12 protein-coding genes and 1 tRNA gene are annotated in these 14265 nt (G+C 39.4%); 3 read left to right on the forward strand and 10 right to left on the reverse strand.

Annotated features, from left to right (window positions below; translation table 11 throughout):
* The first annotated feature begins 182 nt into the window (after positions 1–182).
* Together MSBRM_RS14480 and MSBRM_RS14485 are read left to right on the forward strand one after the other, a co-directional pair.
* On the forward strand, positions 183–467 hold the full coding sequence (locus tag MSBRM_RS14480) for a hypothetical protein (RefSeq protein WP_048121383.1): 285 nt from the start codon (positions 183–185) through the stop codon (positions 465–467).
* Positions 457–678, forward strand: a complete 222-nt coding sequence (locus MSBRM_RS14485; RefSeq protein ID WP_230668907.1) for a type II toxin-antitoxin system RelE family toxin — start codon at positions 457–459, stop codon at positions 676–678. Before MSBRM_RS14480 ends, MSBRM_RS14485 begins: the two co-directional genes overlap by 11 nt.
* A 441-nt stretch (positions 679–1119) precedes the next feature.
* On the opposite strand, the gene MSBRM_RS20595 is transcribed toward MSBRM_RS14485, so the two are convergent.
* The 8 genes from MSBRM_RS20595 to MSBRM_RS14520 all read right to left on the reverse strand — a co-directional run bounded on the left by MSBRM_RS20595 (position 1120) and on the right by MSBRM_RS14520 (position 9384).
* Positions 1120–1299: a hypothetical protein gene (locus tag MSBRM_RS20595; protein WP_144414026.1), complete on the reverse strand. Its 180-nt coding sequence runs from the start codon at positions 1297–1299 to the stop codon at positions 1120–1122.
* 105 nt (positions 1300–1404) lie between these two features.
* A tRNA-Arg gene (locus tag MSBRM_RS14490) sits at positions 1405–1476 on the reverse strand.
* Between the two features lie 176 nt (positions 1477–1652).
* Positions 1653–2195: a nitroreductase family protein gene (locus MSBRM_RS14495; RefSeq protein ID WP_048156168.1), complete on the reverse strand. Its 543-nt coding sequence runs from the start codon at positions 2193–2195 to the stop codon at positions 1653–1655.
* Between the two features lie 75 nt (positions 2196–2270).
* The gene (gene ilvC, locus MSBRM_RS14500) at positions 2271–3278 is read right to left on the reverse strand and encodes a ketol-acid reductoisomerase (protein WP_048121400.1); all 1008 of its coding nucleotides are present in this window, start codon (positions 3276–3278) and stop codon (positions 2271–2273) included.
* Between the two features lie 294 nt (positions 3279–3572).
* Positions 3573–4058 (reverse strand): acetolactate synthase small subunit, encoded by a 486-nt coding sequence (ilvN, locus tag MSBRM_RS14505; RefSeq protein ID WP_048121402.1) that lies wholly within the window; start codon positions 4056–4058, stop codon positions 3573–3575.
* The gene (locus MSBRM_RS14510; RefSeq protein ID WP_048156171.1) at positions 4058–5824 is read right to left on the reverse strand and encodes an acetolactate synthase large subunit; all 1767 of its coding nucleotides are present in this window, start codon (positions 5822–5824) and stop codon (positions 4058–4060) included. The genes ilvN and MSBRM_RS14510 overlap by 1 nt, the downstream gene beginning before the upstream one ends.
* 285 nt (positions 5825–6109) lie before the next feature.
* Positions 6110–7600 (reverse strand): (R)-citramalate synthase, encoded by a 1491-nt coding sequence (locus MSBRM_RS14515; protein ID WP_449288734.1) that lies wholly within the window; start codon positions 7598–7600, stop codon positions 6110–6112.
* Positions 7601–8391: 791 nt separating this feature from the next.
* Positions 8392–9384 carry an IS701 family transposase gene (locus tag MSBRM_RS14520; protein WP_048155834.1) on the reverse strand — a complete coding sequence of 331 codons (993 nt, stop codon included), beginning with the start codon at positions 9382–9384 and terminating at the stop codon, positions 8392–8394.
* Between the two features lie 424 nt (positions 9385–9808).
* Between MSBRM_RS14520 and MSBRM_RS14525 the strand changes: the two genes are divergently transcribed.
* Positions 9809–10945 (forward strand): YVTN family beta-propeller repeat protein, encoded by a 1137-nt coding sequence (locus MSBRM_RS14525; RefSeq protein WP_052712909.1) that lies wholly within the window; start codon positions 9809–9811, stop codon positions 10943–10945.
* A 791-nt stretch (positions 10946–11736) separates the two neighbouring features.
* Here MSBRM_RS14525 and MSBRM_RS14530 read toward each other — a convergent pair.
* Positions 11737–12498, reverse strand: coding sequence for a hypothetical protein (locus MSBRM_RS14530; RefSeq protein WP_048156177.1), 762 nt, complete (start codon positions 12496–12498; stop codon positions 11737–11739).
* Between the two features lie 440 nt (positions 12499–12938).
* Positions 12939–14012, reverse strand: a complete 1074-nt coding sequence (locus MSBRM_RS14535) for a M42 family metallopeptidase (RefSeq protein ID WP_048121409.1) — start codon at positions 14010–14012, stop codon at positions 12939–12941.
* Positions 14013–14265: the final 253 nt, after the last annotated feature.

Genomic DNA, 14265 nt, shown 5'->3' on the forward strand with positions numbered 1-14265 from the left:
AAATAATATATGTTTCGAAAGGCTGATTACAGTTTTTACATGTCCTCTTAATCAGGGTTCCCTCTTTTTTCCCTGCCTGGGCCTTTCTAGGCTCCCTGACTGGATTCTCTTCTTGCTCCTTGGTTACCCCTTATCTCTTCAGTACTAGCCTCTAATCGCCTGTACTCAAAGCTCTTGAAGAATTGAGCATAGAAGTCAATACAGGAGCAAGAGAGCTAATTATAAATATTATAATCATTATAATGATTATAATGCAAGACGGAACCACAATTCAAATTTCAAAGAAAAACCGCGACGAATTGAAAAAAATCGGCTCTATGGGTGATGACTACAATACCGTCATTGAGAAATTAATCAGAGAGTATAAGAATCATGAATATAGATTGAAGATAGACCGAATTGCGGAAGAAGCCAAAAAACACTTTAAAGAACACCGCGAAGAATACGTGAGCGTGGATGACCTTTAAAGTTTTCATAAAAGCAAAAGTTCTTGATGACCTGCCACAAAGTAGAAAAAAACAAGTTGCTGAAGCTTTAAAAGATCTAAAAAATGGGTTTCAGGGCGGTAATAAGTGCAGAATAGAAGGTTATAAAGAAGATGTGTACCGTCTTCGAATCGGGAATTACAGGGCGTTCTATACCGTTGATTTTGAAGAGAATGCAATTGTTTGTTTTTGACATCTTGACACAAGAGCAAGCGCACAAAAAATACGGCCGTCTTTAATTCTCACTCATTACCTGACGTTTTGATTTAGCATGAAAGTACGGAATAAAAATGGCTTCCAATACTCCTTTTGATTTTCTGCTCCTTATCAAATTTAAGCCTTGTATGGCAATTCACTGATTAGTTTAGCGATGGTTTGAAAACCATAGTTAGGACAACCTTAATACCCCAAGGTAATGACGAGATCAATAGTCAAAAAAGGGTGAGGTGAAAAAGTACTTTCATTTCTTTGTGCCTGTTATTCGAAGAATATCATGTGCGTTTAGACAAAAATCACAAATTTTCTTGCTGGTTGACAATACATCACCTAGATCGTAAGAAAAGATGATTAAAAAATATTTAAAAGCATAGGTGAAGAGAGTTAAAAGTCATAAAAAAAGGAGAGTGCAGTCAATTTAAAGATTTTCCAGCACAATTTTCAATAGTAAAATTACAACAAGAATCAATATGAGAGTCCACAAGAGTGGCAACACGATACGCAGCAAAAAGTACAGTACTATTGCTATGAGAATTAGCTGACCTAAAGATGAACCTCTTCCAGCACGCAGGAAGCGACGATTAAATCCTCTAGCCATTAAATACACCTTCTAACTTATATTCTGTTTTATTTCAGTCTTATACTTTCTGCCCGGCAAATAATGTAAAAAATGAAACCATACCTTACCAGATTTTTTAAGAAACAGGTCTGCTGGGAATCGAACCCAGGTTCGGAGCTCCGGAGGCTCCAGTGATATCCTCTACACTACAGACCTTCACTATCAAAAAGTCAAGATCAGTTCGCTAATATATAAAACCATAATCAGTTAACTGGCTGGTTATAGTGCTAAATAGCTTATAAACTTAATCCTTAATAATATTAAAATATCCTTTTATATTTAATATTTATAAACCATTAAAAGGAAATTTAGCCTGAGAATTTCAGGATAGTTTACTCTTCCCACTTCTGGCCGTACTTTTCATCAAACACTATTTCGGATAGAGCTCTACGTGTTGAAGTCCTTTCTTTTGGGACCGGTTCCCCGATTGCAAGAACTGCCATTAGCTCAAGATCGGAAGGGCAGTCCAGAATGGAATTGACTTTCTCTTTTTGGTTCAGGATTTCTCCAAGCCAGACCCCACCAAGGCCAAGATCACAGCAGGTGAGGAGCATATTCTCGATTGCAGCCCCTATTGCCTCGAGATCTTTTGTCCTGTTGTAAGAAGTTTCATTGTCCAGGAAAGTCGCAATAAGCAGAGGAGCCCCTGCCACGATACCTGTGTAATGAGTGCATTCCGAGAGTTTCTGGATAGTCTCACGGTTTCGAATAACAATGAAACGCCAGGGCTGGTTATTCAATCCGGAAGGAGCCCAATGGCCTGCATTAAGGATAGTGTTGATATCTTCCTTGCTAACAGGTTTGTCCGTAAACTCCCGGACGCTCCGTCTGTTAAGGATAGTGTTAATGACTTTGTTATCTCCTTTTACTGGCATACTTTCCCTCCGGATTGAATTTTATACTTCCAGATTTATGAATTTTCTGTCTACAGGCTATTAATTACTGTAGAATCAGTCATCGTCAATCTTCTTGTTGAGCCAGGGGATGTTTGCACGGATCTGCTTTCCGACAACCTCAAGCTGGTGTTCCTTTTCCTGGCGTTCCATGGCTTTGAGTACTGGGTGGTTGACCATGCCTTCGAGCACGAATTCCTTGGCAAATTCGCCGTTCTGAATTCTTTTAAGGGCTTCACGCATGGCTTCGCGGGACTCATCATTAATAATCCTGGGGCCGACTGTCATACCGCCGTATTCTGCAGTGTTTGAAACAGAGTGCCACATTCTCTCAAGCCCACCTTCATAGATAAGGTCAACAATGAGCTTGACTTCATGGCAGGTTTCGAAATAAGCCATTTCAGGCTGGTATCCGGCCTCAACAAGTGTTTCAAAAGCGGTCTTGATAAGAGATGAAAGTCCTCCGCAAAGGTCAACCTGTTCTCCGAAAAGATCGGTTTCGGTTTCCTCACGGAAAGTGGTTTCATAGACACCTGCCCTGGTTGCACCGATTCCCTTGACATATGAGAGAGCAATGTCCCTGGCATGTCCGGTTGCGTCCTGATAGACTGCAATAAGAGCCGGGACTCCGATACCTTCGGTATAGGTTCTTCTGACAATGTGACCAGGTCCCTTGGGAGCAGCCATGAAAACATCAACGTCTTTTGGGGGGACAATCTGGTTGTAGTGAATATTAAAGCCGTGTGCAAAAGCAAGTGCATTACCGGCTTCCAGATTTGGTGCGATTTCAGAATAATAAACCGAGGCCTGATTTTCGTCCGGAAGGAGGACCATGATAACATCTGCAGCTTTTGCAGCTTCTGCCACAGTCATGACCTTCAGGCCGTCATTCTCGGCTTTTGCCCAGCTTGAACTGCTTTTTCTGAGCCCAACAATAACATTAAGCCCTGACTCATGGAGGTTGCGGGCGTGAGCGTGACCCTGGCTTCCGTAGCCCATTATTGCGATAGTCTTGTCCTTAAGTGCATCAAAAGTAGTTTCGTTATCATAAATTATTTTTGCCATATTAGATTCTCCTGATGAATTTTTCAGTTTTTGAGCAAAGCTCCTAATATTTTTTTGGGAAGCATATTATTATTAAGTCCTTATTAAATCCGTTCACTTCCCTGTGAATTAAGTTGACCTAAGTCGATTTATGGAAAGTTGCTTTTTTCGGATAGGGCAGCTTTTGAAGTTTTAGCAGAGACCTGAAACTTCAGGCTTACTCTTATTGAAGCTTCAAGGGGTTTAAAACGCTTTCGACTGCCCCAGTCTGTAAAAATAATTAAGCAGCTACCTTTCTTTACCTGCCCTTATTATTTAAACCTTCTTTGGGCCGCGAACCAGAGCAATCTTACCTGTCCGGACCATTTCCTTAATCCCGAACTGCCTGAGGAGTTTTTCTATTGCCTGAATTTTGGCTTCGTCTCCAGTTACTTCGACAGTTATGGATTTAGGAGCTACGTCCACTATCCTTGCCCTGAAAATATTCGCAATCTGGATAATTTCGGTTCTCGCACTCACGTCGGCTGAAACTTTAATAAGGGCGAGTTCCCGTTCTACAGAGTCATCTCCTCCGATGTCCGAAACTTTGATCACATCAACGAGCTTATTAAGCTGTTTTGTAACCTGTTCGAGCACATGGTCATCCCCATCAACTACTATAGTCATTCTGGAAGTTTTGGGATCTTCAGTGACTCCTACAGCCAGGCTCTCAATATTGTATCCGCGCCTTGAGAAGAGCGAAGCCACCCTTGAGAGAACTCCGGACCTATTTTCCACAAGGACTGCCAGTGTATGTTTCATTACTGTTCCTCCAGGTCGAGAACTCTATCAGCTTTTGCCTTACGCAAATCGGGCATAGCGCAGGGAGTGTCTGCATGTTCTTCCATATCAATGATTTCATTAATTGCAGCCCCTGCCGGCACCATTGGATAAACGTTTGCCTCGCATTCAACAATTACGTCGACAATAGCAGGCCTACCTGAATTAACAGCTTCTTCAATTGCAGGCCTTACTTCGGACGGCCTTTCCGCACGCAGTCCAAGTGCTCCGTAAGCCTCGGCAAGTTTGACGAAGTCAACACTGCCCTTGATAAATGTCTGAGAATACCTTTTGTCATAGAACAGTTCCTGCCACTGTCTGACCATACCCAGATAACCATTATTAATGATCACAGAAACAACCGGAATGTCGTTCTGGACTACAGTTGCAAGCTCCTGAGAGTTCATCTGGAAAGAGCCATCGCCTGCAATGTTAATAACCGTTTTATCCGGCTTGCCAACCTTTGCTCCTATGGCTGCAGGGAAACCGTAGCCCATTGTGCCAAGACCGCCTGATGTAATGAAAGTGCGGGGGTTTTTATACTTGAAGAACTGAGCGGCCCACATCTGGTGCTGCCCGACCTCAGTAACTATAATTGCGTCCTTGCAAGCCTCAGAGATTTGCTCGATGACAAACTGAGGCATTATGACATCAGGTGACATCTGTTCATAGGTAAGCGGATATTCCTTTTTCCACTGTTTTATCTTTTCAATCCATGCTTCGGATTTGCAGCACTTGATATATTTATTCAGGGACTTAAGCACCTGTTTTGCGTCTCCGACGATTGGGATCTGGACATTTACATTCTTTGAGATCTCAGCAGGGTCGACATCGATGTGAATAACCCTTGCATTGGGGGCAAAGGACTCGAGCTTTCCGGTAACACGGTCATCGAACCTCGCGCCCACGGCAATAATAAGATCGGATTCCTGAATAGCATAGTTTGCAGACTTGGTCCCGTGCATTCCAAGCATCCCAACATGCAGAGGGTGTTCAGTCGGAATTGCACCAATTCCCAGGAGAGTAGTCGTAACCGGAGCATTAATTGTCTCAGCCAGCTCTACAAGCTCAGCGCTGGCATTAGAACTTATCACACCGCCACCTGCGTATATAATAGGCATGCAGGAATTTGCAATTTCCTCGGCGGCTCGTTTGATCTGCTGAGTGTTGCCTTTGTAAGTTGGCTTATATCCTCTAAGCTCTACTTTGTCAGGATAGTAAAAGTCGATCTCCGCGTTCTGTACATCCTTTGGAAGGTCAATTAATACCGGGCCAGGCCTTCCGGTAGAAGCGATATGGAAGGCTTCTTTTACGATTCTCGGGAGTTCGTTTGCATCCTGTACGAGGTAGTTGTGCTTGGTAATGGGCTGGGTAATTCCCTTAATGTCGGCTTCCTGGAAAGCATCATTACCTATCAGGAAGGTTGGGACCTGCCCTGTTAAGGCTACAATAGGCACTGAGTCCATATATGCGGTAGCAATCCCTGTTACCAGGTTGGTTGCTCCGGGACCTGAGGTAGAAACACAGACCCCGGTCTTTCCAGTTGCACGGGCGTACCCGTCCGCAGCATGAGCTGCTGCCTGTTCGTGACGCACAAGTATATGGCGCAGATTCGAATCATAAATTTCGTCATAGAAGGGAATGATCTGCCCTCCTGGATATCCGAAGATGGTGTCAACACCTTCTTTTTCCAGGCACTTAATCAAAGCCCTTGCGCCATTAACTTTTTCTGTTGACCCGGTTGTCATTATTTAACTCCTATTTATTTCTTAATGGTGATTTAACTGGGTACTCACCTGAAGATGAGTATATTTCCAGTAAGGGTGTGTTCATTAGAAATATTTATCTTTCACACTCACATTTTCTCGTTATTAATTTTGTAAATATATCATAATCAATCATGTATATATGGATACGGTTTTTCCTGATCCAGAAATATTAGTGGTGTGTGATTTCAAGAATTTTTCCAGCAGGAAAAAAAGGAGAGGACAGAACAGCCCTCCTGAAAAATCTATATAATTCATTTTCTGAAATCACTCGGCCCGGATAAGGCGGTTCATACCGTTCATTACAGCTTCTACGGAAGCCATAATTATGTCCGTCCTGGCTCCGCTTGCGGTAACTTCCTTTCCATCCTTGGAAAGTTTTACCCTTACTTCAACAAGGGCATCGGTTCCGCCAGTGATCGAGTCTACATGATACTCTTCAAGGATAATATCTTCCGCACAGGAACGTACAGCTCTCCGGATTGCGTTGATTACAGCATCTACAGGCCCGTTCCCGATTCCTGCCTGTACAATAGCTTTATCTTTTACGTTAAGTTTTATCGATGCCGTTGGAGTCACACGGTTTCCTGACACAATGGTAAACTCTTCCAGTTTTACCAGAGGTTCCTTATAAATATCAAGTACGTTTTCTGCAATGGTGTGCAGGTCAGCATCAGTTACGTGTTTTCCCTGGTCACCAATCTGCTTGACACGATTGAAAATTTCTTCGGTCTGGGCCTCATCAGCTACAAGCCCCATTTCCTTTAAGGCAAGAGTAATCGAGCTGCGTCCTGCATGTTTTCCAAGTACGATCTGACGCTGCCTTCCGATATATTCCGGGCTCATCGGTTCATAGGTTGCCTTATCGGCAAGAAGGCCGTGAACATGGATTCCTGCTTCGTGAGTGAATGCGTTTCCACCTACAAGAGCCTTATTTGGTGATACGGGAATTCCTGTAAGCCGGCTTACAAGCCTTGAAGTCCGGTAGATCATCTCATGTTTGATACCTGTATTATACTTGTAGAGCCATTCCAGGCTCGTTACTACTTCTTCAAGGGATGCGTTTCCAGCTCTTTCACCTAACCCGTTAACAGTTACATGGGCCTGTTTTGCCCCTGCAGCCAGGGCAGCAACCGTGTTCGCAGTTGCAAAACCAAAATCATTGTGGCAGTGAATGCTGAGAGGAGCTTTCAGTGAGGAAGTCAGGTCCCGGAAAATTTTGGTTGTCCTTTCAGGTACCAGAAGGCCTACAGTATCACAGAAGCATAACCTGTCAGCGCCTGCATCTATGCCGTCGGTAAAGATGGTCTTTAGAAACTCAGGGTCTGCACGCGAGGCATCTTCCCCGCTCAATTCCACAATCAGGCCGTGGTCCTTGGCATACTCAATTACATCAACTGCGATCTGCCTTACTGCATCCCGACCCTTTTTGATTTTCGTCCTTATATGAAGGTCCGAAACAGGTGCTACAAGGTGAATAGAGTCAACATCACATTCCAGAGCACGGTCAACATCGGACTTTACAATCCTGCAGTAGCTGCAAATTTCAGCGTTAAGCCCTGCATTTGCAACAGCCCTGATGGATTCCCTTTCACCTTTGGAAGTGATTGCAGAACCAGCCTCAATTATTGAGACCCCCATTTCATCAAGCGCTCGGGCGATTAAAAGCTTCTTGTCCTTTGTAAGGGCAACGCCAGGTGTTTGTTCACCGTCTCTCAAAGTAGTATCCAGAAAGCGGACATTTTCGAATAATATAATCCCTCAGTATTTTTTTTATTGAGATAGTTTCTTCGCAATACAGGAAAATAATATCTATATAATATTTGTTATTTTATAATATTATATCCTATTTTGCAAGCTCCAATCTATTAATACAAATATTACATATATTTTTCTCAGGAACCCGGATTTTTCAGGAAGATTTCCTAGTTTACGCCGTGGTTCTCTGAAACTTTTCCTCAATAGGTAGACCATAGTATTTTTAGTTTCCAGTTGACAAATAGAAGTTACACAATGCAATAACTCTTTGGATACTATTTTTAATTGGAGTACCTTTAGTCTTTTCAAATGCGATTTAAGTAATTTTGTTCGCTCACAGGATCATTCTGTGGTTGACAGCTTACGGCATTGGTTGAGAAATTCAATGCGAAGTATCTTGGCTTCAAGCAGGAGTTTGGGGAGCAAACTGTTTTTGATGTGGCGAATAAGATTAATGAATGGGTGGAATTGATAAAAAAGAGTTTTTAAAAAATCTCACTTCTTATTTACAGTTATGGAACTTATTAACCTGTACAGAGATTTTAAGTATGCTCGCATAAAGTGGACGGAAAAGTTCAGATATTGACCTTCTTAGTGTTAAGCGCAAAATTAAAATTTTTTTAATGTTTATGTAAACTTTTTATATTATAATATATAAGAGTAAGAAAGTAGGAAACCAGTCTATTCACTTCGTTTTCCAATTATTAGTTTTCTTGATTTTTCCATTTAGGTTAGGAGTTACGCAGTTGGCTCCTAGCATATTGTTTTTTCCAAACTTTCAAATATTTGAATTAATTTAACGTGTATTGGGGATTCCTTAAGTATTCTGTCACTGCCACTCTTCTAATTTTCATAGCACTTTCAAACCAGGATATTCCACTTTTGATTCTTTGTAATTCCAGTCTAAGAAAAGCTCTTAATGAGAACATTATATGTGCTCTTTGTGATTCTTCCTTTCTTGCCTGACATTTTTCGACACCACAGAACTGTTTTATTCCCCTATGATATTCCTCAATTTTCCATGACTTCTTTGCCAAATCTTCACGTTTTGCTTCATCCATCTCTTGCACATCTGTAACCCAGTGTTGCGTGTCTCCATTTTTTGAAACTATCCTAAACACCTTTACAAATCCATATGCTTTGAGGTGAACCACACGTCCTTTTGGAGGAATATCTACTGTTTCAAGTGGCACATTTCCCTTGTTGTCAGGATTTACCAAACGATTATTTTTCAATCTTGTAAGGAAATGCCACTCTTTCTGTCTAATGGCTTTAAGGTTTTTCACACTTGCATACCATGTATCAAATAAAACGAATTTGGGATTAAAACCACGTTCTTCGGCCTTGTCAAGCATATCACGGAAATGGTCATTCTTTGTTTTGTCGTCTACATCGATGTTATAAATTCGAAAATCGATAGGTATAACGGTTGTACCGTCAGTCCAAACTAAGGTAACCAGGCCTATTCCCTTTACAGTACGATGATGTTTTCCACTCCACATACGACGAACAAAAGCAATTTCTTCTGCGTATGGTTTATCTAATGTTGAATCATCAACAATTAGGTATCCTCCCTTAAGCTTGACATAACTTTTTACTTCCTCCCATAGTGCTTCCGTGTCTGGAGGTTGCCTTTGAAGGCAACGAGTAAAAGCATCATGAGAAGGAGCATTAGCTATGTCTGGATAACATCTAGCAGCTTCAGTACAGCTAAAAACGTTAGAAGCCGCAATGAGAAAATTAATGTAGTCAATGTCGGTACACTTAGGTGGATTTATGTCCATAACTCCGTACGTTTTTAGAGAAACACTAAGCCATAAGTATATTTATAAAGATATCAAGTTTTCGGCATTTTAACTGCGTAAGTCCTATAGGTGAAACCTTTGACTTTTACACAGTTTCATAATTACTAAGGAATACTAGGTTTGAACTGAATAAAGAAGATGAATTACCAAAATTTCCAAAAAGGCTTCTTCTTTTCTCCAAGTGCTTCAATGATCTTTTGATTAATCAAGCTCTGAACCTGCACATCTGATTATTCCTTATTTGAGATATATAAATGGACTAAAAATAATAGTAAATGACAAATAAAAATAGAAAAAAATCATTATTTATTTAAAAGATTTTCTTATAGAGATTAATATTATGTAATGTCACATTTTTAATTTTTTATTTGAAGGTTCAAATATTAATTTACAGAGGTTTAAGATGAAAGAGATGAAACGTGCTGAAACACGATGTGGTTATATCTTTATTTTAGAAATAATGGTGCTGGCGTTTTTAATGCTGGTCAGTATTGCAGGTGCCACACCTTTTGCATATATTACAAACTACGGAAACGACGATGTCTCTGAAATTGACACCGTCTCTGTAATTGACACTGCAACAAACACTTTTATAACCACTATAGATGTAGGAAGAGGGCCTACCGGTGTTGCAATTACCCCTGATGGATCAAAAGTGTATGTATTGAACAGCTTTGACAGCACTGTCTCTGTAATTGACACAACTACAAATAAGGTTATAGCCACTGTGGATGTAGAAAATGGACCTATTGGAGTTGCAGTCAGTCCAGATGGAACAAAGGTATATGTGACGCAATGCAGAGACGAAGATGGAAATACCGCTATCTCTATAATTGATACAGCAAAAAACAAGGTTACAGACACGATAAACATAGGACATTATGACTCTCTTGGTGATATTGCTGTTACGCCTGATGGAAAAAGGGTATATGTTTTAGCTGAAGGAGGACCTACTTCTGTAATTGACACAGCAACAAATACTATTATAGCCACCGTAAATGTAGGAAGCTATCCAGGTGGAATTGTGATCACCCCCGATGGAAAAAAGGCATATGTGGCAAATGGTTACAACAATGTTTCTGTAATTGACACAGCAACAAACATTGTTGTAGCCACAGTGAGCGATCGTATAGGCTCTGTTTCTGGAATTGCTGTCGCTCCAAATGGATCAAAGGTATATGTGGCAAATTACGGCTACGGGGCAAATAATATCTATGATGGGGGTGGAAACATTTCTGTAATTGATACATTAACAAATAAAGTTACAGTCATGGTACCTTTAGGAAAGTATACTTATGGAGTGGCAATTACCCCTGATGGAACAAAGCTTTACGTGGCAAATGATTATAGCAATGTTTCTGTAATTGATACATCAACAAATAAAGTTACATCGACTGTAAATATAGGAACCAGACATCTAGGAATTGCTATTGGAAATAAAAAAGTACAAAATGTTTCTCATACAACTCCCTCTGAATTCAATTCTTTGCTTGTTGTAATACTTATATTGTACATCTGGAGAAAGTCAACTAAAATCTAAAAACTTAAAATTTCAAAATTCAAAACTCTAAATACGCTAATAGTAGCTACGATCTGACGTTCTCCAGACATCTTCAAAAAATAACATTTTTCATGTTATCGTTTGGAGAATTATTTGAAAATTTGCAGTTACGATCTCAACTGAAGATTGGGAAAATAGCTTCTGGAAGTTCTCAATGAAGACAAAGGGCCAAAAAGTTTGGAAATTTTCAAAAATACATGTTTGAGTAGCTAGGGCAGTTTTCAGAAAAAACGACCGCAGAAAAAAATATCGGTCAAATATTCTGGATTTCGGTATCATATGGAATAACTAAGTTCAGGGAAGCATACCCTATGAGTTAAAAACTTATAATAGAAAATTTGAAATGTTTTGGGTGAAAATAGTAAGTCAATTCTTTTAATCATGTTCTCTGGAAAGACATTACTAGGTGCAGGTGGCTATTACCTGTAACTCCGAAAACTGCCTATTAGAGGCGATAATAGTACAGAAAAAGAAAATATGCCAGAATTAAAAAGCTTAAATCCAAGAAAAAGTATTAAGTTTTAATGAGCAAATAAGGGGTTTTGTCTTTGATATTCTTTGAGCCTATCCCGAAACTCAAAATTTGATTTTTGAATCTCATATTTGGAACAATCAATTGGATACCTAATTACTAAAATGATCCTGAAAACTCATGACGATTTAGAATAAAATAGGTTTTGGGATAGGCTCTATTAATAACGATTCTATGCCTAAATAAATGTTATACTCCAGGGATTTGTCAATGTTGATATTAGATATGGAATAAGTTTTCATTCAAATTCTTTTCTGAGCTCATTTGTATCGTATATGTAATTAATAGAACCTTTATTCGTATCTAAGCCATTAAGAGAGATTCCTATAAAATACCCAAAATTTTTTGTTATAATAAATCTATCATGTATTTTCCCATTTTGTTTATTGTCTTTAATTAAAGTTAATTTACGATTTGAAGGAATGTTTAAATTTTTATTATTTTCGTACTTGATTTTTATATCCAAATTAAGTGGCAATTTCTCAATCAAAGCACTATAATACCTATAATCGAAATAAGGATCTTGAATATAGACAAAATCTTGCGCATTCTGTATTATGTGTCCAAAAATCTCAGAAATTTTAGACATTAATTCAGGTTGTGAAAAATACACTTTGCTAGTTTTATCAATCAAAGTCTTCTTAGTTTCTTTAAACTCTTCTTCTTCAATTCTAACCTCAGATCTGATAATCCCTTGGGATGTCTTAACATCAATTTTTAGGTCAAGCGCCCCCAGAAATGTATTAGATTCTTCAAACACTACATTATTTTCACAGTCAATAATTTCACACTCATAATAGCCAAAATTTCCCACATTAAATGTATATTTATCATCAAAAATTTCAATCACTTTTTTGAACAAATACTCATATTCAGCGCAATTTTCTTTAAGTCTTATTATTAACTTGTGGCCGTTATTAATATATTCTTCCGGTATGTTTTTAATAACAACATCTTTCTCTCTACGATACACAATGTATTTTTCTTCGTCTTCTCTCATATATAAAAATAAATTTTCAACATTTAACTATTTTTTTATTTTTTTGACACTGCTTATAAAGAAACTAATTTCTTTATGATTGATTTAAAAGTATTTATAGAGCCTATCCCAAAAGCCATTTAGTCCTTAATCATCAAGAATTTTCAGGATTGTTTTCATGATCAGAAACTTGATTGATTATTCGAAATACAGGATTCAGAGAAGCAATTTTGAGTTTTGGGATCAGCTCATGTAGTGGGATACTGAGAAACGTTTACTTAAAGACTCAATTTCGATATGTGCCCGGACTTGAGGATTACCCTGACTTAGGATACATGTGAATAAAAGAGAAAAAAGTAAAAGAAAAGAGAAAAACTGCAAGAGTTTTTCCCGCAACACACAAAGCAAAGTGTATGCGACTCTTGCGTAAAATTACCTATTGCAGTTACTTCAAAATGGCTTCAGAAATATTTGCCTACGTTTTCTATTGCTTTTACAATAAGTGAAACGCACGCGTCAATATCTGCCACATCCAGGACTTCAACAGGTGAATGGATGTATCGGGTGGCTATGCTGACTGTACCTGTAGGGATACCTTCCTTTGTAAGGTGTATTGAGGTCGCATCGGTTGTGCCTCCCGAACCAACGCCAAGCTGGTAAGGTATCTCATTTTCAATGGCAGTTTCTTTAAGCCACTTAATAACCTGTGGGTGAGCTATAAGGCCTCTTCCGGACGCATCAGCCAATGTAATTACAGGGCCTTTCCCGATTTCCAGGCAAGAATCGGTTTTAGTAATGCCCGGATGGTCTCCGGGAATAGTTGTGTCAAGGGCAAGCGCAAGGTCTGGAGAAACCCCAAAGGCAGAGGTCCTTGCTCCTTTTAGCCCGACCTCTTCCTGGACAGTGCCTACGGCATAGACATTTGCTCCAACTTTATGTTTGGAAAGCCGTTTCATAACCTCAATAAGGATAACAACGCCTGCACGGTTGTCAAGGGCTTTTGAAGTTATCTTTCCGTTTGCCAGAGACACAAAGTCCCGGTCAATAGAAACTGCCGTGCCTATCTCAATTCCAAGGTTCTCAGCATCTTCCCTGTCTTTTGCTCCGATATCGATGAACATATCGTCCAGCTTCACGGGCTTTTTCCTGTCATCCTCTTTCATTACATGAGGAGGCTTGGACCCGATGACTCCGGGAATTGGACCGTTTTTGCCGTGAAGTACAACTCTCTGGTTAAGAAGGGTCTGGTCAAACCATCCCCCGATCCCGACAAACCTGAGGAATCCGTTATCATCAATATACCTGACCATAAGCCCGATTTCGTCCATATGGGCAGCCAGCATTATGGAAGGACCTTTTCCTTTTTTGAGAGCTATAAGGTTTCCCATGCAATCTTTGCGCATGGTATCAACATATGGTTCAAGTTCCTTTTCAAGGAGTTCTCGGATGTCGTCCTCAAAGCCTGAGATCCCATGGGCATTGGTGAATTTTTCAAGTAGAGATTTTATCTTTTTAAGGTTTCCACCTTTTTCCATTTTCGAATATCTCCTGAATATCAATTAATTTAAAGTTCAAATTGATCTTTATGAGACCAATTATGATTTAATAAGGTTAATTATAATTATCCCCTTATTATTCCCCGTTATTATATGTTTTTTACAAACTCTTTGATAAATGATTTTTTACAAATTCTTTGATAAATGATTTTTTACAAACTCTTTGATAAATGATTTTTTACAAACTCTTTGATAAATGATTTTTTACGATCTTTTTTGATAAAGGGTTCTT

Source organism: Methanosarcina barkeri MS (genome assembly GCF_000970025.1).
GTDB classification, from domain to species: Archaea; Halobacteriota; Methanosarcinia; order Methanosarcinales; family Methanosarcinaceae; genus Methanosarcina; species Methanosarcina barkeri.

Bases quoted from the DNA above. Each gene is read 5' to 3' on its own strand.
- MSBRM_RS14525 (WP_052712909.1), top strand. From the start codon at position 9,809: ATGAAAGAGATGAAACGTGCTGAAACACGATGTGGTTATATCTTTATT.
- MSBRM_RS14520 (WP_048155834.1), bottom strand. From the start codon at position 9,384: ATGGACATAAATCCACCTAAGTGTACCGACATTGACTACATTAATTTT.
- MSBRM_RS14510 (WP_048156171.1), bottom strand. From the start codon at position 5,824: ATGACAACCGGGTCAACAGAAAAAGTTAATGGCGCAAGGGCTTTGATT.
- MSBRM_RS14485 (WP_230668907.1), top strand. From the start codon at position 457: ATGACCTTTAAAGTTTTCATAAAAGCAAAAGTTCTTGATGACCTGCCA.
- MSBRM_RS14495 (WP_048156168.1), bottom strand. From the start codon at position 2,195: ATGCCAGTAAAAGGAGATAACAAAGTCATTAACACTATCCTTAACAGA.
- ilvN (WP_048121402.1), bottom strand. From the start codon at position 4,058: ATGAAACATACACTGGCAGTCCTTGTGGAAAATAGGTCCGGAGTTCTC.
- ilvC (WP_048121400.1), bottom strand. From the start codon at position 3,278: ATGGCAAAAATAATTTATGATAACGAAACTACTTTTGATGCACTTAAG.
- MSBRM_RS14530 (WP_048156177.1), bottom strand. From the start codon at position 12,498: ATGAGAGAAGACGAAGAAAAATACATTGTGTATCGTAGAGAGAAAGAT.
- MSBRM_RS20595 (WP_144414026.1), bottom strand. From the start codon at position 1,299: ATGGCTAGAGGATTTAATCGTCGCTTCCTGCGTGCTGGAAGAGGTTCA.
- MSBRM_RS14535 (WP_048121409.1), bottom strand. From the start codon at position 14,012: ATGGAAAAAGGTGGAAACCTTAAAAAGATAAAATCTCTACTTGAAAAA.